Raw genomic sequence first — 22,479 nt, forward strand, 5'->3', positions numbered from 1 at the left:
AGCCGCCCTGTGGGTTATTCAGCGTTACCAGCGGTAGTCGTTGCGTTTTTCCCAATCGCCCACTTCTTTTTCCGCCTGGTCTTTTGCGTAGCCGTAACGTTCCTGAATTTTACCGACAAGCTGATCGCGTTTACCTTCGATGACGGTCATGTCGTCATCCGTCAGCTTACCCCACTGTTCTTTCGCTTTACCTTTGAACTGCTTCCAGTTGCCGCCGATTTCGTCTTTATTCATCATCGTGTCCTCTTCGTTAAGCGTCGGGTCGTAACGTCCGTTACGTTCTTTTCTGCTGGACGTGATAATTATTGTAGTTAAGGATTCCGTAGTTAATTTCATATTCGGAATCTTTAACCGTCACGATATATCGGAGCGCGGGGGAAACCAGGTATTGTTTTGCCAGTGTCGATGCCAGATAAACGCCAGCGACAACCCGCGCAGTGAGAGGAAGACGGCCAGGGCCAGCCACAAACCATGATTCCCCAGCCAGGGGAGCGTCAGCAGCGTCAGGCCAAACCCGGCCGCCGCGACGGCCATGCTGTTACGCATTTCGGCCCCGCGCGTCGCACCAATAAACATGCCGTCCAGCAGATAACACCAGACGCCAACCACCGGTAAAACGACTTGCCAGATGAGATAGTGGCTCGCCAGCTCGCGTAGCGCAGGGAGAGAGGTAAGCAATGCAACGATCTGCTCACCAAAGCAGGCGTAAACCAGGCCAAAGGCCAGCGCCACCAGTCCCGACTGACGGCAGGCTGCCCGCCAGATCTCCCGAAGCTGACCGCTTTCGCGCGCACCGTACGCCTGCCCGGAATGCGCTTCAACCGCATAGGCAAAACCGTCCAGCGCGTAGGCGGTAAACGTCAGCAACGTCATCAATACTGCGTTGACCGCGACGATGTCTGGCCCCAGTCGAGCCCCGAAAACCGTCAGCGCCCCGAAGCAGAGCTGGAGAAGAAGCGAGCGCAGCATGATGTCACGGTTGAGGGCCAGCAGCTTACGGATATTGCCGCGCCATGCGGTTTTGAGCAGCGCCAGGGTGATCCCGCGCATGGCCAGTACACGCCAGACCATCCATAAGCCAATGATAAAGGTCCCGTATTCGGCAATCGCCGTTGCCAGCGCCGCGCCCTGCACGTTCATATGCAGACCCATGACCAGCCAGACATCCAGAACAATGTTGAGCAGGTTACCCACCACCAGCAAAATCACGGGCGCACGGGCGTACTGCACGCCCAGTAGCCACCCCAGCAGAACCAGGTTAGCCAGCGACGCGGGCGCGCTGAGCCAGCGGATTTCAAGGAAACGTCGCGCCTGCTCTAATACCGCCTCGCTGCCGCCAACAATATGAAGCGCAAGATCGATCAGGGGTGCCCGCAATAAAACGATGAACGCACCCGCGCCAAGCGCGAGGATCAGCGGCTGCACCAGCGCGCGCGCCAGACGCAGCGGATCTTTCGCGCCATAAGCCTGTGCGGTAAGACCGGTGGTGCTCATGCGCAAAAAGAGCAGCAGCATAAACAGGAAGCTGGTTGCCGTCGCGCCAATCGCCACTCCGCCAAGATAAACCGGTGAGTCAAGATGGCCTATAACGGCAGTATCGACCAGCCCCAGCAAGGGTACGGTAATATTGGAGAAAATCATCGGCAGAGCAAGACGCCACAATGCCTTATCGGATGCCGTCAGCAGTGACATGAAAGATACCGGGAGTGGGGAATGAATCAGGCTACAGCGGTGCCATAGCCTGTCAGGAAGAGGTTACAGCCATTCACCGTTGCGAATCACCCCGACCGCCAGTCCTTCGATAGAGAAGTTCTGTTCGCGGAGATCGACCACAATGGGTGAAAACTCGCTGTTTTCAGGCAGCAACTGTACGCTGTTACCCTGTTTTTTCAGACGCTTAACGGTCACTTCGTCATCAATGCGCGCCACCACCACCTGGCCGTTTCGCACATCCTGTGTTTTATGCACCGCAAGCAGATCGCCATCAAGAATACCGATGTCTTTCATCGACATGCCGCTGACGCGCAGCAGGAAGTCAGCACTCGGTTTGAACATGCCAGGATCGACCTGGTAATGGCCTTCAATATGCTGCTGAGCCAGTAAAGGCTCACCGGCAGCAACACGCCCTATCAGCGGAATGCCCGTCTCTTCTTCCACCAGCAGGCGGATACCCCGTGACGCGCCCGAGACAATCTCAATCACGCCCTTACGCGCCAGCGCTTTCAGGTGTTCTTCGGCAGCATTTGGAGAACGGAAACCCAGACGCTGCGCGATTTCCGCACGCGTGGGTGGCATACCCGTCTGGCCGATATGATCCCGGATGAGATCAAACACCTCTTGCTGCCTGGTCGTTAACGCTTTCATTCCGCCCCCTGGGTGTATATACAGTTATGCTGTGAGTATATACAGTCAAAGGCGATTTTGGAACCAAAAACTGCACAAAAAACCAGGGACTTAATTATTCCTCGAGGCTCATCGGAAATGTGACCAAAGCAGCGTGACCCAAGTGATAACGGCAGTGATAATCGCCAGCAACACGGCAGCAGAGCCCATGTCTTTTGCACGGCCAGAAAGCTCATGGAAATCGGCACCAATGCGATCCACAACGGCCTCAATAGCGCTATTAAGAATTTCCACTATCATCACCAGAAGAACGGAACCGATAAGCAGTACGCGGGTAATCGCATCAACATCAAGGAAACAGGCGACGATCACCGCGATGATAGCGGCGACGCCCTCCTGGCGAAAGGCGGCTTCGTTGACCCATGCGGCACGGAAACCTTTCCATGAATAGCCGGCGGCTTTGATGATACGTGTTAACCCAGTGGTATTATTGGCCATTAAAAGAACCTTTTTTAAAAAAGAGCGTCAGTAACAGGAGCCGTAGCGCGTTTCGCTACAGCCTGAAGTATGACGGGTAACAACAGAAATTTTGCGCGCTTTCTGTTATCCTTGCGCCGCAATTGCATTATTAACCAGAGGCTTTACATCGTTTATGTCCGGCTGGCCACGAATTTACTACAAATTACTTAATTTACCATTAAGCATCCTGGTAAAAAGCAAGTCTATCCCAGCAGAACCCGCGCTGGAATTGGGGCTCGATACGTCACGCCCCATTATGTACGTTTTGCCTTATAACTCGAAGGCTGACTTACTGACGCTTCGCGCCCAATGTCTGGCGCATGACTTACCTGACCCGCTTGAACCGCTGGAAGTTGACGGTACGCTGCTGCCGCGCTACGTGTTCATTCACGGTGGACCGCGCGTGTTTACCTATTACACGCCAAAAGAAGAGTCCATCAAGCTGTTCCATGACTATCTCGACCTGCACCGCAGCAATCCCGATCTGGATGTGCAGATGGTGCCGGTATCGGTGATGTTTGGTCGTCGTCCGGGCCGTGAAAAAGGCGAAGAGAATCCGCCGCTGCGCATGCTTAACGGCATCCAGAAGTTCTTCGCGGTCTCCTGGCTGGGACGCGACAGCTTTGTGCGTTTCTCCCCTTCCGTTTCGCTGCGTCGCATGGCGGACGAGCACGGCACCGACAAGATCATCGCGCAAAAACTGGCGCGCGTGGCGCGTATGCACTTCGCCCGTCAGCGCCTGGCTGCCGTAGGACCACGCCTCCCGGCTCGTCAGGATCTGTTCAACAAGCTGTTGGCCTCCAAAGCGATTGCCCGCGCCGTTGAAGATGAAGCGCGCAGCAAGAAAATTTCGCATGAGAAAGCCCAGCAGAACGCCATTGCGCTGATGGAAGAGATTGCAGCGAACTTCTCTTACGAGATGATTCGCCTTTCTGACCGTATTCTCGGCTTTACGTGGAACCGCCTCTATCAGGGCATTAACGTCCATAACGCCGAGCGCGTGCGTCAGCTGGCGCATGATGGCCATGAGATTGTCTATGTCCCCTGCCACCGCAGCCACATGGACTACCTGCTCCTTTCCTACGTGCTCTATCATCAGGGGCTGGTACCACCGCACATCGCAGCCGGTATCAACCTGAACTTCTGGCCAGCAGGTCCGATTTTCCGCCGCCTGGGCGCGTTCTTTATTCGTCGTACCTTCAAGGGCAACAAGCTCTACTCCACCGTGTTCCGCGAGTATCTGGGCGAGCTGTTCAGCCGCGGCTATTCCGTGGAGTACTTCGTGGAGGGCGGTCGTTCCCGTACCGGACGTCTGCTCGATCCGAAGACCGGCACGCTGTCGATGACCATCCAGGCGATGTTGCGCGGAGGTACCCGTCCGATCACGCTGGTGCCTATCTACATCGGCTACGAGCACGTGATGGAAGTGGGCACGTACGCGAAAGAGCTGCGTGGTGCGACCAAAGAGAAAGAGAGCCTGCCGCAGATGCTGCGCGGCTTGAGCAAGCTGCGTAATCTCGGTCAGGGCTACGTGAACTTCGGTGAGCCGATGCCGCTGATGACGTACCTGAACCATCACGTTCCGGAGTGGCGCGAGTCCATCGATCCTATCGAAGCGGTGCGTCCGGCCTGGCTGACGCCAACGGTTAACGGCATCGCATCCGAGCTGATGGTGCGCATTAACAACGCCGGTGCGGCTAACGCCATGAACCTGTGCTGTACGGCACTTCTGGCTTCACGTCAGCGCTCGCTGACCCGTGAACAGCTCACGGAGCAGCTGGATTGCTATCTGGATATGATGCGTAACGTGCCGTACTCGGTTGATTCGACCGTGCCTTCTGCAACCGCCAGTGAACTTATCGATCACGCGTTGCAGATGAACAAGTTTGAAGTGGAGAAGGACACGATCGGCGACATCATCATTCTGCCGCGCGAGCAGGCAGTGCTGATGACCTACTACCGCAACAACATCACGCATATGCTGATGCTGCCGTCGCTCATGGCCGCCATTATTACCCAGCATCGTCATATCTCCCGTCAGGAGCTATTGCGCCATCTTGAGACCATCTATCCGATGCTGAAAGCGGAGCTGTTCCTGCGCTGGAGTAAGGATGAGCTGGCGACAGAACTGGATAAGATGACGGAAGAGATGCGTCGCCAGGGGCTGATTACCCTGAACAACGACGAGCTGCACATCAATCCGTCACGCTCCCGCACCCTGCAGCTGCTGGCGGCCGGTGCGCGCGAAACGCTGCAGCGCTACGCCATTACGTTCTGGCTGCTGAGCGCGAATCCGTCTATCAACCGCGGTACGCTGGAGAAGGAGAGCCGGACGCTGGCCCAGCGCCTGTCCGTTCTGCACGGCATTAACGCCCCTGAATTCTTCGACAAAGCGGTCTTCAGTTCCCTGGTGCTGACGCTGCGTGATGAAGGCTTCATCAGCGATACGGGTGATGCCGAGCCGGAAGAGACGCTGAAGGTGTACCAGATGCTGGCAGAGCTGATTACCTCGGACGTGCGCTTGACGATTGAGAGCGCCACGCAGGGTGAGTAACACAATGCCGGGTTATGGCCCGGCCTGACGCCATGGATAATAAAAAGGCCCGGTAAGCGCTGACGCTACCGGGCCTTATTTTTAGCCTTGTTAAATCACCGCATTTAGCTGAGCAGCGTAAAGGCAATCATCCCGACAATTGCACCCGTCGTGCCGAGAATGGTTTCCATCAGCGTCCAGGTTTTCAGGGTTTGCGCTTCGGTGGCGCCGGTAAACTTACCGAACAGCCAGAAGCCGGCGTCGTTAACGTGAGAGACCACAATCGAACCACCCGCGATACAAATAGAAAGCGCGGCCATCTGGGCACCGGAGTAGTTCAGCTGTTCAATCACCGGCATCACCAGACCCACGGCGGTTAAACACGCCACGGTAGCAGAACCCTGGATGATACGTACCGCCGCGGCCAGCACAAAGCAGGTCACCGCAATCGGCAGGCCCATCCCGGTCAGCGCTTCACCCAGAGCCGGGCCCACGCCGGAATCCACCAGCACCTGCTTGAACACGCCGCCTGCACCGATCACCAGCAGGATAATCCCCGCAGGCTGCAGCGCAGCACCGCAAATCTCCATCACCCGGTCTTTTGGCATCCCCTGACGCATCGCCAGGCCGTAAATCGCCACCAGGCACGCCACCAGAATCGCCGTAAACGGGTGACCGATGAACTCAAACCACTCGTAGGCAGTGGACCCCACCGGCACAAAGCGCGCAGCGATGGTTTTCAGACCCACCAGCACCAGCGGCAGCAGGATCAGCGACAGGCTGAAGCCGAAGGATGGCATTTTGCCCTCGCCCAGGTGCGGCTCGGTGATGTCATCCGGAATATGCAGCTCAACGTAACGGCTGATGAAGTTGCCCCACAGCGGGCCGGCGATAATCATCCCCGGGATTGCCGCGCACAGGCCAATCAGAATCATCCAGCCAAAGTCGGCGTGCATCTGGGATGCCAGCAGCATCGGGGCGGGTCCCGGCAGCAGAAACGCCGCCGCCGCCGCCACGCCCGCAAACAGCGGAATGACCAGTTTCACGAGGTTAGTACCGGTATGGCGCGCCATGGAGAATGCGACGCTTATCAGCAGCACAACGGCTACTTCGAAGAACAGCGGCAGCGCGCAAATCAGACCGGCCAGACCAATCGCGTAATGCGCACGGCTGTGGCCGAAGGATTTCAGCATCTTGACGGCAATCTGGTCGACCGCACCCGTCTCGTGCAAAATCTTGCCAAACATCGCGCCCAGCGCGACCACAATCGCCAGGAAGCCCAGCGTACCGCCCATCCCTTTTTCCATTGTCGCGGCGATCTTGTCGAGCGGCATACCGGAAAAGAGACCTGCACCAATAGAAACCACCATCAAAGCAACAAAGGCGTGCATACGCGCCTTCATCACTAAAAACAGCAGCAGCAATACCGAACCCACTGCTGTCAAAACTAGCGTTAATGTACTCAAAACTTACTGCCTTTTATTAATGACCTCGATGGTGCTGGCAACAACACCCTCCAGTGACTGATCGATATCAACCACTAAGACGTCTTTCTCGTCTTCACCCGGTTCCTGCAGCGCTTCGAACTGCGTTACCAGCATCTGGGTTTTGAAGAAGTGACCTTTCCGCGCCTTCAGGCGGCTTTCAATCACCTCGAAATCCCCTTTCAGGTAGATGAAAGAGAGGTTTGGGTTGCCGTCGCGCAGCAGGTCGCGATAGGTTTTTTTCAGCGCGGAGCAGACGATCAGGGAGACTTTGTTGGTGCGCTGCATCGCGAACGCGGCGTCATTCAGCGCCTGCAACCACGGTTTGCGGTCGTCATCGTTCAGCGGCTCGCCGGAGGCCATTTTCATGATGTTGCTGCGCGGATGGAGGAAGTCGCCATCAAGAAACGCAGCCTGGAGTTGATGCGCCACTTCGCTGGCCACGGCTGATTTCCCGCTACCGGAAACGCCCATCAGGACGTAGACGTGGTGATCGTGATTAGTCGTGCTCAAAGGGTGTCCCTCAGTCAATTGTTACGGGTAACAGTTATCGGTAACATTGTCCTGCTGGGGCAAAAGAGAAGCAATATCCAAACGTGCGCGAAGTGAATAAGTGTGAGCTACTTCAAATTTGTCAGTTCAAATAGATCCACCCGGTGACAAGGTGAAACCTAAATCTAACATTTTCGGGGTCACCGTCTCGCCACGAATGCGCGCCAGCAGGCGTTCTGCGCCAATACGGCCCATACGTTCACGCGGCGTCAGGACGCTCGCCAGACGCGGCTCCATCACCTGGCCAATATCGTGGCCGTGGAAACCGGCGATCGCCATATCATCAGGGATCTTCAGCCCCAGACGCTGACACTCAAATGCTGCGCCGACCGCAAGGTCATCGTTGGTACAGAAAATACCGTCCAGTTGCGGATACTCGCGTCGCGCCTGACGCATCAGCTCAATACCCGACGTATAGGAAGAGGACTGCTCCACCATCACGCTGTACGGGGTTAAGTTCGCGTCGAGCATCGCCTGCTCGTATCCCTTCTGTTTGATGATAGTACGTTCATCAAGACGCGCACCCAGATAGGCGATATGACGATGCCCACGGGCGATGATGGCCGCCGTCATCTGACGCGCCGCTTCGAAGTTATCAAACCCCACGGCGATGTCGAGGCATGGCGACTGGCTGTCCATCAGCTCCACGACCGGAATACCGGCCACTTCAATCATTTTGAGCGTGCGGGCAGTGTGGGTACGTTCGGTTAAAATCAGGCCGTCAATGTTCCAGGAAAGCATCGATTCAAGACGTTCCTCTTCGAGTTCAGGCTTGTACCCGTAGTGGGCGAGCATGGTCTGGTAGCCAAACGCATCGGTGACGCTTTCAATTCCACGTAATACTTCTGCGAAAACCTGGTTGGTCAAAGAAGGAAGCAGAACGCCCACCGCGCGGCTGGTCGCATTGGAGAGAATATCGGGCGCGCGGTTGGGGATGTAACCCAGTTCATCAAGGGCAGCGGCAATCTTGCCACGTAACGCCACGGAAACCTGTTCCGGGTTACGTAAAAAACGGCTGACCGTCATTTTGGTCACACCGACGCGATCGGCGACATCCTGAAGTACGGGGCGTTTCTTTTTCATCGTCCTGAGAAATCTTGAAGTGAGAGATTTGCTCAGTTTACCACGGACAAAGCCCATCCTTCCCCTGTCAAAGGGAAGGATGGGGATTTATTTATGTTTTATTACACCGGCGGCAGGTCAAACAGCAGAATTTCGCTTTCGCTGTCGGCGTGCACGGAGATCGCCTGCTCGTCCCAGATGGCCAGACCATCGGCGGTTGTCGCTTTGGTCCCGTTGATGGACACGTCGCCTTTCACCACCTGGATCCAGACGCGGCGGTTAGCGGCAATCTGATGCACGGACTGTTCATCTTTCGCCAGCGCCCAGCGGTACAGCTCCATATCCTGATGCACTTTCAGGGAGCCTTCACGCGCATCCGGGGAGAGCACCAGTTGTTTACCCTGTTTCGCGTCGAAGCGGCGCTGCTCGTAGCGCGGCGTGATGCCGGTCTCTTCTGGAATGATCCAGATTTGATACAGGTGCAGTTTTTCCGTTTTGCTTGGGTTGTACTCAGAGTGACGCACCCCGGTACCCGCGCTCATAATCTGGAACTCGCCCGCCGGAACCTGCTCTTTGTTGCCCATGCTGTCCTGGTGCTCAACCGCGCCTTCCAGCACATAGGTCAGGATTTCCATGTCTTTGTGCGGGTGGGTACCAAAGCCCTGGCCTGCATCAATCACGTCGTCGTTAATCACGCGCAGTGCGGAGAAGCCCATGAAGTTCGGGTCGTAGTAGTCGGCAAACGAGAATGAATGCCATGAGTCCAGCCAGCCATGATTCGCGTGACCACGTTCGTTTGCTTTGCGTAAGTAGATCATTGTTTTCACCCTCAGTTCGTTTCGATGGAGTAAGTGTGGACGCAAACGGCCTGGGATCATAGAGGGTGAAAATTGACTCCTCTGTTCAAAAATTGTGAACAAGTGCAGAGGAGCCGTTTTTGCTTATTTTGCGAGGGTTATCGTGGCAGGAGAAGCCTGTTCGAAGGCCCGTTCAAGGATTTCGAGGTTGGTCAGAACGTCAGATTCCTTGACGTAATTCGCCATGCCGTTTGTGAGGGTCTCAAACAGCGCATCATAGACGCGGCCATAGTCGCCGGTTTCCGGCTTCAGCGTTTCTTTGACCGTCACGCCCTCGTCGTTCACATACTCCAGCACGCCCACGGAATCGTCCGCGGCAAAGCCTGGTTCACCCGGCATGATATTGGCCTTCAGGCTGGTCTCCTGCTGGTCGATACCGTATTTGATAAACGAACCTTTAGTGCCGTGAACGATAAATTTCGGGTAGTCGATTTTCACCAGGTGACTGGTTTTGACGATGGCCTTCAGATCGCCGTAGAACAGCTGGGCTTCGAAGGTATCGTCCGGGTTGGCTTTGTTGCGCAGGCTGCGAATGTCATACGCCACGTGGTCCGGGCGGCCAAACAGGGAGATGATCTGGTCCATGGTGTGCACACCCAGACCATAGAACGAACCATCCTGAGGCAGTCCGGGTTGCGTTTCCGCCACCGGACGGTAGTAATCGAAGTGACTTTCGATTTCCACGATGTTGCCGAGCTTGCCGCTTTCAATCGCTTTTTTCGCCGTCAGGAAGCAGCTGTCAAAGCGACGGTTCTGATACGGCGTGACGGTCAGGCCTTTGCTTTTCGCCAGCGCGAACAGCTCTTTCGCTTCGGCAATAGTCGGGGTGAACGGCTTTTCTACCAGCACGTTTTTACCCGCATTGAGCGCGCGTTTGGCATAGTCAAAATGGCTGTCGGCGTGGGTGCAGACAACCACCAGCTTCACCTGCGGGTCGTTAAGCACCTCATCGAGATCGCTGGTGAAGTGGATGTGGGAATACTGCGGAGATTGCTCTTCCGGCTTCGCGCGGCGGCGGTAGATATGGGCCACATGCCAGCTGTCTTTGCGGTTAAGAACATACGGCAGGTGATAGCGGGTCGTACTTTTACCAAATCCAATAAATGCGCAATGTAGTGTCATAGCTCAGTCCTTTTGGAAGGTTACTGAGTCTAACCATAACAAAAAAAAGCCAGCTAAAAGCTGGCTAAAGTAATACTGGAAGCAATGTGAGCAATGTCGTGCTTTCAGGTTCCCGTAGGGGTCTTCCTGAATGCAGAGCAATAATAATCATTCTCATTCGCACTTGTCCAATACTTTTTGCAAAAAATAGCGGTTGACTCAAATTTTAAAGTCATTGATGTTGGAAGGGACGTTTAACTGACTGAGGAACAAGGAATGAGTGAGATAGTGATACGCCACATCGAACCCAGCGATGCAGAAGCTTTACGTGACATCATGTCGCATCCTGATGTGTATCACGACACGCTACAGCTCCCTCATCCTTCTATGGAAATGTGGCACGAACGCGTTGCGACAAAACCAGGCCGGCGCCATCTCGTTGCCTGTCTGGACCAGCGCGTTATTGGACATATGGCGCTGGACGTAATGGAAAACCCGCGTCGCAGCCATGTTGCCACATTCGGCATCAGCGTGGCTGCGGATATGCAGGGACGCGGCGTAGGCCGCAGGCTCATGAGCGAGATGATCAACCTGTGTGACAACTGGTTGCGCATTGAACGTATCGAACTGACGGTCTTTGCCGATAACCCCGCGGCAGTTGCCCTCTATAAAAATTTTGGTTTTGAAATCGAAGGGACCGGCAAGAAATTTGCCCTGCGCAACGGCGAATATGTGGACGCGTATTATATGGCGAGAATGAAGTGACACACTCCCCTCACCCCGGCCCTCTCCCCATAGGGGCGAGGGAGAAAAGACCGCACCGTGCAATCCCCTCTCCCCTATGGGGAGAGGGTTAGGGTGAGGGGAATAATCAATACCCCGCCGTCAAATCATCCACCGAACGCGGATCTGATGCGCCAAACAGCGCTCCGTCCGGCCCCACCATAATGCTCTGGGTGCTGCCCATCGCCTCTTTCACCGCCACCTTCTGCCCACGCTGCTCAAGCAGTTTAATGGTGTCCGGGCTAAAGCCCTTCTCGACGCGCAGCTCGTCCGGCAACCACTGGTGGTGGAAACGCGGGGCGTTGGTGGCTTCGGCGACGTTCATCCCAAAGTCGATGCTGTTCACCACCATCTGCAATACGGTGGTGATAATCCGGCTGCCGCCCGGGCTACCGGTTACCAGCCAGGTTTTGCCCTCTTTCACCACGATGGTGGGCGACATGGACGACAGCGGACGTTTCTTCGGCCCTACCGCGTTCGCATCGCCGCCGACCAGCCCGTAGACGTTCGGCACGCCCGGCTTGGCAGAGAAGTCATCCATCTCGTTATTCAGCAGAATGCCGCTATTACCCGCCACAATCCCGGTGCCGAAGGTCGTGTTGAGCGTATAGGTCACCGCCACCGCGTTACCGTCTTTATCCACCACCGAGAAGTGGGTGGTCTGGTTGCTTTCATACGGCGCCAGCTTGCCGGGGCGGATCTCGCTCGACGGCTTAGCCTTGTTGATGTCGATCTGATCGGCAATAGATTTGGCATACGCCTTGTTGGTCAGCGCCTGCCACGGCACCTTCACGAAGTCCGGATCGCCGAGATATTCCGAGCGGTCGGCGTAGGCGCGTTTTTCCGCTTCCGCCATCACCTGCATGGCATCCGCGCTGCCGAAGCCGAACTTGTGCATATCGAAGTTTTCAAGAATGTTGAGGATCTGCACGATGTGAATGCCCCCGGAAGACGGTGGCGGCATGGAGAAGACCTCGTACCTGCGGTAGGTGCCGCTAATCGGCTCGCGCTCTACCGCCTTGTAGTCCGCCAGATCCGCTTTGGTGATGAGCCCGCCGTTCTTCTGCATCTCTTGCGCAATCTGGTCGGCAATCGCCCCTTTGTAGAAGGCGTCCGGACCGTGCTCCGCAATCAGCTCCAGGCTTTTGGCGAGGTTCTTCTGCACCAGCTTATCGCCCTTCTTCAGCGGCTCGCCGTCTTTCCAGAAGATGGCCTTGCTGTTTTCGTGATTCGGAATCACTTCGCTGCCGTAGGTTTTGAGGTCGTCTGCCAGCGCGTCATTCACCACAAAGCCCTCCCGCGCCAGCTTGATAGCAGGCTGTACCACCTTGTTCAGCGGCATCGTGCCGTATTTTTCCAGCGCCAGCGAGAAGCCCGCAACGGTACCCGGCGTGCCGGACGCGAGATGCGAGGTCAGGGATTTTTTACTGTCCGGGTTCCCCTGGTCATCAAGGAACATGTCCCGTGACGCCTGAGAAGGCGCCATTTCACGGAAGTCGATAGCGGTGGTTTTCCCGTCTTTGGTACGCAGCATCATAAAGCCGCCGCCGCCCAGGTTCCCCGCCTGCGGGTGCGTCACCGCCAGCGCGTAGCCGACGGCGACCGCCGCATCCACCGCGTTACCGCCCTGCCTGAGAATATCGACGCCCACGCGGGTCGCCAGCGCATCCACGGATGCCACCATGCCGTGGGTTGCCCGCACGGGATGAAAAACATCTTCCTCCACGCCGTAAGAGACCGGAGGCGCCGCGGGCGGGTTGGCCGCCACGCTAAATGTACCGCCTGCCATCAGCGCGGCGAGGGCGACCCAGCGCAAAAACGTTGGTTTCATCATTATTGTTCTCCAGGTGAAGGGATCCATATTCCCCGCTTAAGCCTGGTTCACAACTCCTAAAAAATCATCGTCATGGTGAAATCAGGGTAAACTTAAGAGAGACCTCAACAGGAGGAAATGACAATGAAACGCTTATTGATTCTTACGGCGCTGATCCCCTTTGCCGCGCTCGCACAGCCACTCAACACCATGAATAACCCGAACCAGCAGGGGTATGTCATCCCGAGCCAGCAGCGTATGCAGACCGAGATGATGAGCCAGCAACAGCAGCAAAAAGGGATGCTGAATCAGCAACTGAGAACGCAGACCCAGATGCAGCAACAAAGCCTGCAAAATCAGATGAACGCCAACACCCAGCGCGTGCAGCAGGGGCAGGTGCGCGAGCAGCCGCTGCCGAATAAAAACGGCGGAATGTTAGGTGGGATGACCTCGTCAGGTAGCGGACAGCAGCATATGCTGCCGCCGCAGTCGAATGGCAGTATGCTTAATCCGCAGAACTAAAGTCCGGGCCGATCAGGTCAATCGCATCGGTACAGATGCTGTCCACGCCCCAGCGCAGCAGTTCGGCCGCACGCTGGGGTTTATTGACGGTGTAAACCAGAATACGCAGACCCGCGTCTTTTAGCATCTTCACCCGCGCCTCATCCAGCAGCTTGTGATTAAGATGAATAGAGACACACGCTAAGCGCGTCGTTAGCTCGCGCCAGTCCTCGCGCCACTCGTCCAGCAGCAGTCCGCGCGGCAGTTCCGGCGCTGCGGCCTGCGCGGCCTCCAGCGCATCGATTTCAAATGATGACAGCAGCGGCGCGGTCATCCCCTCCCAAAGCTCGCGCGCGGCAAGGGCAATGACTTTACCCGTCAGCGGCCCGGTGCCGGTGGTCGGTTTAATTTCGATATTGGCCATCATGCCATGCTGGCGACAGCGATCGGCCACTTCCGCCAGCAGCGGCAGCGGTTCGCCTTTGAATTCGCCGCTGTACCAGCTTCCGGCGTCGACTTTCAGCAGATCGCGCCACGGCAGCTCGCCCGCGACGCCCCAGCCGTTGCTGGTGCGTTCGAGGTTATCGTCATGCAGCAGGAAAATCTCGCCGTCTTTCGACAGCTTGGCGTCGAACTCGATCATCGTGTGGCCGTAGCGCGCGCCAACGTCAATCGCCGCCAGGGTATTCTCCGGCGCCAGCTTACCGCCGCCCCGGTGGGCGACGACATGGGGATAAGGCCAATTGCTCATACTCGTTGTCCTGTTTCACCGTCAAACAGGTGCAGATGATTTTCCGGCAGGTGTAGCCACAGCGTACTGCCTGCTTTAGGGCGCTCCTGATGTGCCAGACGCACCACCATTTTTTGTTCGCCCCAGCGCCCGTGCGCCAGGTTATCTGCACCCAACATCTCCAGCGTGTCCATCACCAGCGGCACGCCGCCTTCCGCCTGAGTGGTTAAACCGATATGTTCCGGGCGGATACCGAGCGTCATCTTACGCCCGGCGTAGCCACGATAGTACCAGTTGATCGGCAATGCCATCCCGCTTTCCAGCTCAAAGTGCGAGCCCGCGCTGCTGATGCGCCCTTCCAGCAGATTCATCGCCGGGCTGCCGATAAAGCTCGCCACAAAGCGGGTGGCTGGTTTCTCATAAACCTCCACCGGGGTACCAATCTGCTCGGCAACGCCTTTGTTCATCACCATCACGCGCTGGGCGAGGGTCATGGCTTCGACCTGATCGTGGGTAACGTACAGCGATGTGGTTTTCAGACGACGGTGCAATTGCTGCAGCTCAAGACGCATCTGCACGCGCAGCTTGGCGTCGAGGTTAGACAGCGGCTCGTCGAACAGAAATACCGCCGGGTCGCGCACGATGGCGCGCCCCATCGCTACGCGCTGGCGCTGGCCGCCGGAAAGCTCGCGCGGGCGGCGCTTGAGCAGGCCGTCCAGCTCCAGAATACGGGCGGCTTCTTTCACGCGCTCCTCGATATGGCCTTTGCCCATGCCGCGGATTTTCAGCCCCCAGGCCATATTCTCCTCCACGCTCATGTGCGGATAGAGAGCGTAGTTCTGGAAGACCATCGCGATGCCTCTGTCTTTCGGCTCCATCTCGGTGACGCGCTGGCGGTCAATCCAGATATCCCCGGAGGTCACGCGCTCCAGCCCCGCCACCATGCGCAGCAGGGTGGATTTGCCACAGCCGGATGGGCCGACCATCACGATAAACTCCCCGTCCGCCACGTCGAGCGTGAGCGGCTGAATCACCTGGGTTTTGCCGTCCCAGCTTTTGGTTACTGCCTGAAGTTTTAAACCTGCCATCTTATTTCTCGCTATCGACCAGGCCGCGGACAAACGCGCGCTGCATGGCTAAAACAATGACTACGGGTGGGATAAGGGTAAGCAGCATCGCCGCCATCACCTGGTTCCAGAGGGTGGTGCCTTCGCCGGTGGCAATCATGCCTTTGATGCCCGCCACGGCGGTGCCGAGATTGACGTCCTGAATAATCAGCAGCGGCCACAGGTACTGGTTCCAGCCGTAGATAAAGGTGATCACAAACAGCGCCGCAAGGTTGGTTTTCGACAGCGGCAGCACGATGTCGCGGAAGAAGCGCATCGGCGAGGCGCCGTCGATGCGCGCCGCTTCAATCAGCTCGTCCGGCAGGGTCATAAAGAACTGGCGGAACAGGAAGGTGGCGGTCGCCGAGGCCATCAGCGGCAGGGTCAAGCCCGCGTAGCTGTCGAGCATCTTCAGGTTGGCGATCACTTCCACCGTCGGGAAGATACGCACCTCCACCGGCAACATCAGGGTGATAAAAATCATCCAGAAAAACAGGTTGCGCAGCGGAAAACGGAACCAGACGATGGCGAAGGCCGAGAGCATCGACACCGTAATTTTGCCGACCGTAATGCCGAACGCCATGATGAAGCTATTGAGCATCATCAGCCAGAACGGCGCGCTGTTGGCGCCCACGCCCTGGGTCCAGATGGTCTTCATGTTCTCGAACAGATGTGTGCCTGGGATCAGCGTCATCGGCGTGTCGAACACCGCTTTGGTGTCCAGCGTGGCGGCGACAAAGGCCACGTACAGCGGAAACAGGATGACGATAATCCCCAGAATCAGCATGGTATGGCTGAAAATCGTCAGCCCGCGACGGTTCTCAATCATTGGTAGCGCACCTTACTTTCGACATAGCGGAACTGCACCACCGTGAGGATGATGACGAGGAACATCAGCACCACCGACTGCGCGGCGGAGGCGGAGAGATCCAGCCCGGCGAAACCTTCGCGGTAGATCTTGTAGATAAGCGTCGTTGTCGCCTGCACCGGGCCGCCTGCGGTGGCCGCATCGATCACCGGGAAGGTGTCGAAGAAGGCATACACGAGGTTAACCACCAGCAGGAAGAAGCTCACCGGGGCGATCAGCGGCAGCGACAGTCTGAAGAAGCGACGAATTGGCCCAGCGCCGTCAATCGCGGCGGCTTCCACCAGCGAACGGGGAATGGACTGCAGCGCGGCAAAGAAGAACAGGAAGTTATAGCTGATCTGCTTCCACACCGAGGCAAACACCACCAGGAACATGGCCTGACCGCTGTTCTGGGCGTGGTTCCAGTCGTAGCCGAACTCTGCCAGGAAATGGGTGATCAGCCCGCGACCGGGGTTAAACAGGAAAATCCACAGTACGGCAGCGACGGCGGGTGCCACGGCGTACGGCAGCAACATCAGGGTCTGATAAATACGACTTCCGCGCACCACGTAGTCCACCAGCGCGGCGAAAAACAGCGAGGCGACAAGGCCGCTGACGGTGACCAGCGCGCTGAACTTCATCGTCGTCCAGAAGGCGTCCAGGTAGTAGCTGTCATGGAACAGCGCGGTAAAGTTGTCCAGCCCGACAAACTGGCTGGAGAGCCCAAACGGATCGACGCTTTGTACCGAGTACCACAGCGCTTCGCCCGCAGGCCAGATAAAGAAGATAACGGTGATGACCAGCTGAGGCGCGACCAACAGGTACGGCAGCCAGCGGGAACGGAACACCGGACGGGATGATGACATAGGTTAGCTCTGTAGGTATTCACCCCTCACCCTAACCCTCTCCCCAGAGGGGAGAGGGGACTGCACGGAGCCGTCTTTTCTCCCTCGCCCCTGTGGGGAGAGGGCCGGGGTGAGGGGCAGGTTTGAATTACGATTTCGTCGACTGCTCAAAGCGGCGCAGCAGCTGATTTCCGCGCTCTACTGCGGAATCCAGCGCCTGCTGTGGCGTTTTCTTCCCGGTCCACACGCTTTCCAGCTCTTCATCCACGATGGTGCGGATCTGCGGCATGTTGCCCAGGCGCAGGCCTTTGGTGAACGGCAACGGCGGCTTGTTCAGCATCTGACGCGTCGCGATATCCGCGCCCGGGTTCTTGCTGTAGAAGCCCTGCTCGCGGGTCAGGTCATACGCGGCTTTGGTGATCGGCAGGTAGCCGGTCTTCTGGTGCCATTCGGCAGCGTTTTCCGGCTTCGCCAGGAAGTCGAGGAATTCGGCCACGCCTTTATAGGTGCCCTTGTCTTTACCCTGCATCACCCACAGGCTCGCCCCGCCGATGATGGCGTTCTGTGGCGCGCCCTTCACGTCAGCGTCGTACGGCATCATGCCCACGCCGTAGTTGAATTTGGCGTAGTGACGGATATCCGCCAGCGAGCCGGACGAGGCGGTGGTAATGGCGCAGTCGCCGTTGTAGAACTTCTCGGTGGATTCGTCTTTACGCCCGAAGTAGCTGAAGTCGCCCTTCTTGTTGAGTTCTTCCAGCAACGCAATGTGCTTCACCTGCTCCGGCTTGTTGAACTCCAGTACCGCATCAGTGCCGTCGAAGCCGTTGTTTTTGGTCGCCACCGGCAGGCCGTGCCAGGCGCTGAAGTTTTCAATCTGGATCCAGCCCTGCCAGCCGCTGGCGTAGCCGCACTTCATCCCCGCCGCTTTCAGCTTCGCGGTGTATTCGGCCAGGTCCTGCCAGGTTTTTGGCGGCTGCTCCGGGTCTAAACCGGCTTTCCTGAAGGCGTCTTTGTTGTAGTACAGCACCGGCGTGGAGCTGTTAAACGGCTGAGACAGCAGATGTCCGGTTTTGGAATCGGTGTAGTAACCCGCTACGGTCGGCACAAACTGGGATTCATCGAAGTTGATACCCGCTTCTTTGAACACTTCATAGACCGGCTTGATAGCTTTGGAGGCCATCATGGTGGCGGTGCCCACTTCATAAACCTGTAACAGTGCAGGCGCGTTGCCGGTACGGAAGGCGGCGATGCCCGCGCTCAGGCTCTGCTCGTAGTTACCTTTGTACACCGGCACAATTTTGTAATCCGGATGGGTGTCGTTGAAACGCTGCGCCAGGGAGTCAACTTCTTTACCCAACTCCCCTTCCATGGAATGCCAGAACGGAATGGTCGTCACAGCCATTGCGTTCGTCGCAAAAGCCAGACCCAGTGCCAGACCCAAAGCTGTGTGTCGTAACGATGTCATTGTCATCTCTCTTATTGTGCCGGATGCGCGATATCACGCGTTTTATGCTCGCGAGGTAACATGACATGCTCGAATGACAGAAAAATAACTGTTTGTTTACAGATAAGTGACAGTAAAGGGTCAGGGGGATGATGGTTGTGTGAAGGGGGTTTATGTGAAAAAGCCGGGTGGCGGCTTCGCCTTACCCGGCCTACTTGATACCGTAGGCCCGGTAAGCGCAGCGCCACCGGGCGATACAGACGGCTCAGCCGCCCAGGTAAGCGCTCCGCACCGCTTCGTTCGCCAGCAGCGCATCGCCGGTGTCTTCCAGCACCACGCGGCCGTTCTCCAGCACGTAGCCACGGTCAGCGAGCTTCAGCGCCTGGTTGGCATTCTGCTCGACGAGGAAGATGGTCATCCCCTCTTTACGCAGCTGCTCAATGGTATCGAAAATCTGCTGGATGATGATCGGCGCAAGACCGAGCGACGGCTCGTCCAGCAGCAGGAGACGCGGCTGGCTCATCAGCGCGCGGCCAATTGCCAGCATCTGCTGTTCACCGCCGGACATGGTGCCCGCACGCTGAATGCGACGCTCCCACAGGCGCGGGAAGAGTTCGTACACCCACTTGATGCGGGTCTGGTATTCATCGCGATGGGCGAAGAAACCGCCCATCGCCAGGTTCTCTTCCACCGTCATACGCGAGAAGACGCGACGCCCTTCCGGGACAATCGCCACCGCCTCACGCATGATTCTGGCCGTCTGCCAGTCGGTAATGTCCTTACCATCGAACACAATCCGCCCGCTGGTGGCGCGCGGGTCGCCGCACAGGGTGCCGAGCAGCGTGGTTTTGCCCGCGCCGTTGGCGCCAATCAGGGTCACGATTTCACCCTGATTGATATGCAGGCTGACGTCGTGCAGCGCCTGGATCTTGCCGTAGTGCGCGTTGACCTTGTCGAACGTTAACATCGCTTTTTCCATCTTATGCCTCACCCAGGTATGCGCGGATCACGTCCGGGTTGTTGCGGATCTCTTCCGGCGTGCCGTTTGCCAGCGGCGTACCCTGGTTAACCACGTAGATACGGTCGGAAATGCCCATTACCAGCTTCATGTCGTGCTCAATCAGCAGAATGGTGGTGTCGTGGTGATCGCGCAGTTCGGCAATCAGCTCGTCCAGCTCTTTGGTCTCTTTCGGGTTGAGGCCGGCCGCCGGTTCATCGAGCATCAGGATCTCCGGCTGGGTCACCATGCAGCGCACAATCTCCAGACGACGCTGGTCGCCGTAGGCCAGGTTACTCGCCTGACGGTTGGCGTGCTGCAGCAGGCCAATGCGGTCGAGCCAGGTGGCGGCGCGATCGAGCGCTTCATCCTGGGCGCGGCGGAAGGCCGGGGTTTTCAGCAGGCCGGAGAACAGCCCGGTTTTCAGCTGCTGATGCTGCGCGACCAGCAGGTTCTCAATCACCGTCATCTCGCGGAACAGACGCACGTGCTGGAAGGTACGCACCACGCCCATGCGGGCAATCTGCTGGCCCGGCAGCCCTTCAAGATGCTTGTCGCGCAGCATGATGGTGCCGCCCGTCGGCTTGTAAAAACCGGTCAGGCAGTTAAAGACGGTGGTTTTCCCCGCGCCGTTCGGGCCAATCAGGGAGACAATCTCTTTCTTGTGCAGATCCAGTGACACATTGTTGACCGCCAGCAGGCCGCCAAAACGCATCATCAGACCGTTAACGGATAATAATGGCTGACTCATGCCTGCTCTCCTTTCGCTTGCCCGTTCTTCAGCTTCAGCTGTGGACGGGTCATCGGCAGCAAGCCCTGCGGACGCCAGATCATCATCAGCACCATCAAACCACCCAGCATTAACATGCTGTATTCGTTAAAGTCGCGCATCAGCTCGCGCGAGACCACCAGCAGGATGGCCGCGAGGATAACGGCAAACTGCGAGCCCATCCCGCCGAGCACCACAATCGCCAGCACAAAAGCGGATTCGGCAAAGGTGAACGATTCCGGGCTGACGAAGCCCTGACGCGCGGCAAACAGCGTCCCGGCGAAACCGGCAAACGCGGCGCTGATGGTGAACGCGGTCAGCTTGATGCGGGTCGGGTTCAGGCCCAGGGAACGGCAGGCAATCTCATCTTCGCGCAGCGCTTCCCACGCGCGGCCCAGCGGCATGCGCAGCAGGCGGTTAATCACGAACAGGGTAATCACCACCAGCAGCAGCGCCACCAGATAGAGCCAGATGACGCGGTCGGACGGGTCATACTTCACGCCGAAGAAGTTACTGAAGGTGTCCCAGCCGCCTTCGCGGGCGGTACGGCTGAACTCCAGGCCAAAGAAGGTTGGTTTCGGGATCTGGCTGATGCCGTTCGGTCCGCCGGTCACTTCGGTGTTGTTCAGCAGCAGGATACGGACGATTTCGCCAAAGCCTAAGGTCACAATCGCCAGGTAGTCACCGCGCAGGCGCAGTACCGGGAAGCCGAGCAGGAAGCCGGCCGCGGCTGAGACCAGCCCCGCCAGCGGCAGGCAGGTCCAGAAGCCGAGCCCGTAATAGTGATTCAGCAGCGCGAAGGTGTAGGCGCCGATGGCGTAGAAGCCGCCGTAGCCCAGCACCAGCAGGCCAGAGAGCCCCACCACCACGTTCAGACCAAGACCGAGGATCACGTAGATCATGGTGAGGGTAGCGATATCCACGGTGCCACGAGAGACCACAAACGGCCACGCCACGGCAGCCACCAGCAGCGCCACGAGGAACAGCTTCTGCTTAACGGTAGACCCGTCGATGGCCGGCAGAACGAATTTCGGCCCGGAGACGTTTTTCAGCGACTTCTGGAACAGCGGACGCAGCAGCTGGAACAGGAACACCACGGCAGTGCCGATAAATACCCACTGCCAGCGGATGTCGGGGGCGGCATCCACCACCAGCTTCGTCCCATCCAGACCTAACTGGACGCCCATAAAGACGCCTGCCAGCACGAAGAACATGGCGGCAGAGAGCAGCGCCATTGCAAAATGCATCGGTTTCATACTTTCTCTACCTCCGGACGGCCCAGAATGCCGGTAGGCATGACCAGCAGAACCAGAATCAGCAGGGCAAACGACACCACATCTTTATATTCCGTGCTCAGATACGCCGAGGAGAGCGCTTCCGCCACGCCCAGGATCAGGCCGCCAATCATCGCGCCCGGAATACTGCCGATACCGCCCAGCACCGCCGCGGTAAAGGCTTTCATCCCGGCCATAAAGCCGATGTACGGGTTGATTACGCCGTAGAACTGGCCGAGCAGGACACCTGCGACGGCCGCCATCGCGGCGCCAATCACGAAGGTCAGGGCAATCACGCGGTCGGTGTTGATCCCGAGCAGGCTCGCCATCTTCAGGTCTTCTGCGCAGGCGCGGCAGGCGCGTCCCATCCGCGAGTAGCGGATGAACAGCGTCAGGGCAAGCATCGCAATAAAGGTCACGACCCAGATAACCAGCTGCATGGTGGTGATAGAGGCCGCGAAGTTTTCACTGGCCCCCACAATCCACTGGCCGTTAAACAGGCTTGGCAGCGCCACGTCGCGCGAGCCTTCGGTCAGGCTGACGTAGTTTTGCAGGAAGATCGACATCCCGATGGCGGAAATCAGCGCAATCAGGCGTTTGGAGCTGCGCACCGGCCGGTAGGCCACGCGCTCGATGCTCCAGCCGTAGGCGCTGGCAATCACAATCGCGCCGACAAACCCGGCGGCGACCAGCAGCCAGCTACTGTCGATGCCCATCATCATCAGGGCGGCGATAATCATAAAGGAGACATAGCTACCGATCATGTAAACCTCGCCGTGGGCGAAGTTAATCATGCCGATAATGCCGTAAACCATCGTATAGCCGATGGCGATCAGCGCGTAGGTGCTTCCCAGCGTGACGCCGTTAAACATCTGCTGCAGGAAATAGAGAAACTGCTCGGACATATGCAAACCTTTTT

The 22,479-nt window shown here is 57.6% G+C and carries 22 protein-coding genes; 3 read left to right on the forward strand and 19 right to left on the reverse strand.

Annotated elements, in window-relative coordinates; translation table 11 throughout:
- Positions 1-24: 24 nt before the first annotated feature.
- The 4 genes from ACMGGE_RS15270 to ACMGGE_RS15285 form a co-directional block, all read right to left on the reverse strand.
- Positions 25-234 (reverse strand): CsbD family protein, encoded by a 210-nt coding sequence (locus ACMGGE_RS15270; RefSeq protein WP_014830284.1) that lies wholly within the window; start codon positions 232-234, stop codon positions 25-27.
- 120 nt (positions 235-354) lie between these two features.
- A complete protein-coding gene (dinF, locus tag ACMGGE_RS15275) occupies positions 355-1,692 on the reverse strand; it encodes an MATE family efflux transporter DinF (protein ID WP_420293926.1) in 1,338 nt (445 codons plus the stop codon).
- Between the two features lie 63 nt (positions 1,693-1,755).
- Complete coding sequence (lexA, locus tag ACMGGE_RS15280) at positions 1,756-2,364, reverse strand: transcriptional repressor LexA (protein ID WP_045909165.1); 609 nt, start codon at positions 2,362-2,364, stop codon at positions 1,756-1,758.
- Between the two features lie 108 nt (positions 2,365-2,472).
- Complete coding sequence (locus ACMGGE_RS15285) at positions 2,473-2,841, reverse strand: diacylglycerol kinase (RefSeq protein ID WP_063622866.1); 369 nt, start codon at positions 2,839-2,841, stop codon at positions 2,473-2,475.
- Positions 2,842-2,995: 154 nt separating this feature from the next.
- On the opposite strand from ACMGGE_RS15285, the gene plsB reads away from it, so the two are divergent.
- Entirely contained in the window at positions 2,996-5,416 is a 2,421-nt protein-coding gene (gene plsB / locus ACMGGE_RS15290) for a glycerol-3-phosphate 1-O-acyltransferase PlsB (RefSeq protein ID WP_021242749.1), read from the forward strand.
- Between the two features lie 104 nt (positions 5,417-5,520).
- Here the strand turns inward: plsB and gntU are convergent, their stop codons facing one another.
- The 5 genes from gntU to ACMGGE_RS15315 form a co-directional block, all read right to left on the reverse strand.
- A complete protein-coding gene (gene gntU / locus ACMGGE_RS15295) occupies positions 5,521-6,861 on the reverse strand; it encodes a gluconate transporter (protein WP_014833577.1) in 1,341 nt (446 codons plus the stop codon).
- A gap of 3 nt (positions 6,862-6,864) precedes the next feature.
- A complete protein-coding gene (gene gntK, locus ACMGGE_RS15300; protein ID WP_008503362.1) occupies positions 6,865-7,392 on the reverse strand; it encodes a gluconokinase in 528 nt (175 codons plus the stop codon).
- A 126-nt stretch (positions 7,393-7,518) separates the two neighbouring features.
- On the reverse strand, positions 7,519-8,514 hold the full coding sequence (gene gntR, locus ACMGGE_RS15305) for a gluconate operon transcriptional repressor GntR (RefSeq protein ID WP_021242747.1): 996 nt from the start codon (positions 8,512-8,514) through the stop codon (positions 7,519-7,521).
- 101 nt (positions 8,515-8,615) lie between these two features.
- Positions 8,616-9,311 carry a pirin family protein gene (locus tag ACMGGE_RS15310; RefSeq protein ID WP_021242746.1) on the reverse strand — a complete coding sequence of 232 codons (696 nt, stop codon included), beginning with the start codon at positions 9,309-9,311 and terminating at the stop codon, positions 8,616-8,618.
- Between the two features lie 123 nt (positions 9,312-9,434).
- Positions 9,435-10,472 (reverse strand): oxidoreductase, encoded by a 1,038-nt coding sequence (locus ACMGGE_RS15315; protein ID WP_069719701.1) that lies wholly within the window; start codon positions 10,470-10,472, stop codon positions 9,435-9,437.
- A gap of 255 nt (positions 10,473-10,727) precedes the next feature.
- Here ACMGGE_RS15315 and yhhY point away from each other — a divergent pair, with 255 nt between their 5' ends.
- Entirely contained in the window at positions 10,728-11,216 is a 489-nt protein-coding gene (yhhY, locus tag ACMGGE_RS15320; RefSeq protein ID WP_021242744.1) for an N-acetyltransferase, read from the forward strand.
- Positions 11,217-11,322: 106 nt separating this feature from the next.
- On the opposite strand, the gene ggt is transcribed toward yhhY, so the two are convergent.
- Positions 11,323-13,068 (reverse strand): gamma-glutamyltransferase, encoded by a 1,746-nt coding sequence (ggt, locus tag ACMGGE_RS15325; RefSeq protein ID WP_420293927.1) that lies wholly within the window; start codon positions 13,066-13,068, stop codon positions 11,323-11,325.
- A gap of 123 nt (positions 13,069-13,191) precedes the next feature.
- Here ggt and ACMGGE_RS15330 point away from each other — a divergent pair, with 123 nt between their 5' ends.
- A complete protein-coding gene (locus tag ACMGGE_RS15330; RefSeq protein ID WP_045328887.1) occupies positions 13,192-13,569 on the forward strand; it encodes a DUF2756 family protein in 378 nt (125 codons plus the stop codon).
- On the opposite strand, the gene ugpQ is transcribed toward ACMGGE_RS15330, so the two are convergent.
- The 9 genes from ugpQ to livH all read right to left on the reverse strand — a co-directional run bounded on the left by ugpQ (position 13,553) and on the right by livH (position 22,465).
- Positions 13,553-14,299, reverse strand: coding sequence for a glycerophosphodiester phosphodiesterase (gene ugpQ / locus ACMGGE_RS15335; RefSeq protein WP_045909163.1), 747 nt, complete (start codon positions 14,297-14,299; stop codon positions 13,553-13,555). The genes ACMGGE_RS15330 and ugpQ overlap by 17 nt on opposite strands.
- Complete coding sequence (locus ACMGGE_RS15340) at positions 14,296-15,366, reverse strand: sn-glycerol-3-phosphate import ATP-binding protein UgpC (protein ID WP_045909162.1); 1,071 nt, start codon at positions 15,364-15,366, stop codon at positions 14,296-14,298. The genes ugpQ and ACMGGE_RS15340 overlap by 4 nt, the downstream gene beginning before the upstream one ends.
- Before the next feature lies 1 nt (position 15,367).
- Positions 15,368-16,213, reverse strand: a complete 846-nt coding sequence (ugpE, locus tag ACMGGE_RS15345; protein WP_013099125.1) for a sn-glycerol-3-phosphate ABC transporter permease UgpE — start codon at positions 16,211-16,213, stop codon at positions 15,368-15,370.
- Entirely contained in the window at positions 16,210-17,097 is an 888-nt protein-coding gene (ugpA, locus tag ACMGGE_RS15350; protein WP_032650577.1) for a sn-glycerol-3-phosphate ABC transporter permease UgpA, read from the reverse strand. Before ugpA ends, ugpE begins: the two co-directional genes overlap by 4 nt.
- Positions 17,098-17,224: 127 nt before the next feature.
- Complete coding sequence (ugpB, locus tag ACMGGE_RS15355; protein ID WP_008500103.1) at positions 17,225-18,541, reverse strand: sn-glycerol-3-phosphate ABC transporter substrate-binding protein UgpB; 1,317 nt, start codon at positions 18,539-18,541, stop codon at positions 17,225-17,227.
- 244 nt (positions 18,542-18,785) lie between these two features.
- Positions 18,786-19,499, reverse strand: coding sequence for a high-affinity branched-chain amino acid ABC transporter ATP-binding protein LivF (gene livF, locus ACMGGE_RS15360; RefSeq protein ID WP_008500102.1), 714 nt, complete (start codon positions 19,497-19,499; stop codon positions 18,786-18,788).
- Position 19,500: 1 nt separating this feature from the next.
- A complete protein-coding gene (livG, locus tag ACMGGE_RS15365; protein ID WP_024906698.1) occupies positions 19,501-20,268 on the reverse strand; it encodes a high-affinity branched-chain amino acid ABC transporter ATP-binding protein LivG in 768 nt (255 codons plus the stop codon).
- The gene (livM, locus tag ACMGGE_RS15370) at positions 20,265-21,542 is read right to left on the reverse strand and encodes a branched chain amino acid ABC transporter permease LivM (protein ID WP_048226437.1); all 1,278 of its coding nucleotides are present in this window, start codon (positions 21,540-21,542) and stop codon (positions 20,265-20,267) included. Before livM ends, livG begins: the two co-directional genes overlap by 4 nt.
- The gene (gene livH, locus ACMGGE_RS15375; protein ID WP_008500099.1) at positions 21,539-22,465 is read right to left on the reverse strand and encodes a high-affinity branched-chain amino acid ABC transporter permease LivH; all 927 of its coding nucleotides are present in this window, start codon (positions 22,463-22,465) and stop codon (positions 21,539-21,541) included. The genes livM and livH overlap by 4 nt, the downstream gene beginning before the upstream one ends.
- Positions 22,466-22,479 lie beyond the last annotated feature (14 nt).

The organism is Enterobacter sp. BNK-22, from assembly GCF_048684805.1.
In the GTDB taxonomy this organism is placed as follows: Bacteria; Pseudomonadota; Gammaproteobacteria; order Enterobacterales; family Enterobacteriaceae; genus Enterobacter; species Enterobacter quasiroggenkampii.

What these genes read in the sequence shown, in the direction of transcription:
- dinF (WP_420293926.1), bottom strand. Translation starts at nt 1,692, where the DNA reads ATGTCACTGCTGACGGCATCCGATAAGGCATTGTGGCGTCTTGCTCTG.
- yhhY (WP_021242744.1), top strand. Translation starts at nt 10,728, where the DNA reads ATGAGTGAGATAGTGATACGCCACATCGAACCCAGCGATGCAGAAGCT.
- gntR (WP_021242747.1), bottom strand. Translation starts at nt 8,514, where the DNA reads ATGAAAAAGAAACGCCCCGTACTTCAGGATGTCGCCGATCGCGTCGGT.
- ggt (WP_420293927.1), bottom strand. Translation starts at nt 13,068, where the DNA reads ATGATGAAACCAACGTTTTTGCGCTGGGTCGCCCTCGCCGCGCTGATG.
- ACMGGE_RS15285 (WP_063622866.1), bottom strand. Translation starts at nt 2,841, where the DNA reads ATGGCCAATAATACCACTGGGTTAACACGTATCATCAAAGCCGCCGGC.
- ACMGGE_RS15340 (WP_045909162.1), bottom strand. Translation starts at nt 15,366, where the DNA reads ATGGCAGGTTTAAAACTTCAGGCAGTAACCAAAAGCTGGGACGGCAAA.
- livF (WP_008500102.1), bottom strand. Translation starts at nt 19,499, where the DNA reads ATGGAAAAAGCGATGTTAACGTTCGACAAGGTCAACGCGCACTACGGC.
- ugpB (WP_008500103.1), bottom strand. Translation starts at nt 18,541, where the DNA reads ATGACATCGTTACGACACACAGCTTTGGGTCTGGCACTGGGTCTGGCT.
- ACMGGE_RS15315 (WP_069719701.1), bottom strand. Translation starts at nt 10,472, where the DNA reads ATGACACTACATTGCGCATTTATTGGATTTGGTAAAAGTACGACCCGC.
- ugpQ (WP_045909163.1), bottom strand. Translation starts at nt 14,299, where the DNA reads ATGAGCAATTGGCCTTATCCCCATGTCGTCGCCCACCGGGGCGGCGGT.
- ugpA (WP_032650577.1), bottom strand. Translation starts at nt 17,097, where the DNA reads ATGTCATCATCCCGTCCGGTGTTCCGTTCCCGCTGGCTGCCGTACCTG.
- livH (WP_008500099.1), bottom strand. Translation starts at nt 22,465, where the DNA reads ATGTCCGAGCAGTTTCTCTATTTCCTGCAGCAGATGTTTAACGGCGTC.
- livM (WP_048226437.1), bottom strand. Translation starts at nt 21,542, where the DNA reads ATGAAACCGATGCATTTTGCAATGGCGCTGCTCTCTGCCGCCATGTTC.
- lexA (WP_045909165.1), bottom strand. Translation starts at nt 2,364, where the DNA reads ATGAAAGCGTTAACGACCAGGCAGCAAGAGGTGTTTGATCTCATCCGG.
- ACMGGE_RS15270 (WP_014830284.1), bottom strand. Translation starts at nt 234, where the DNA reads ATGAATAAAGACGAAATCGGCGGCAACTGGAAGCAGTTCAAAGGTAAA.
- plsB (WP_021242749.1), top strand. Translation starts at nt 2,996, where the DNA reads ATGTCCGGCTGGCCACGAATTTACTACAAATTACTTAATTTACCATTA.
- ugpE (WP_013099125.1), bottom strand. Translation starts at nt 16,213, where the DNA reads ATGATTGAGAACCGTCGCGGGCTGACGATTTTCAGCCATACCATGCTG.
- livG (WP_024906698.1), bottom strand. Translation starts at nt 20,268, where the DNA reads ATGAGTCAGCCATTATTATCCGTTAACGGTCTGATGATGCGTTTTGGC.
- ACMGGE_RS15330 (WP_045328887.1), top strand. Translation starts at nt 13,192, where the DNA reads ATGAAACGCTTATTGATTCTTACGGCGCTGATCCCCTTTGCCGCGCTC.
- ACMGGE_RS15310 (WP_021242746.1), bottom strand. Translation starts at nt 9,311, where the DNA reads ATGATCTACTTACGCAAAGCAAACGAACGTGGTCACGCGAATCATGGC.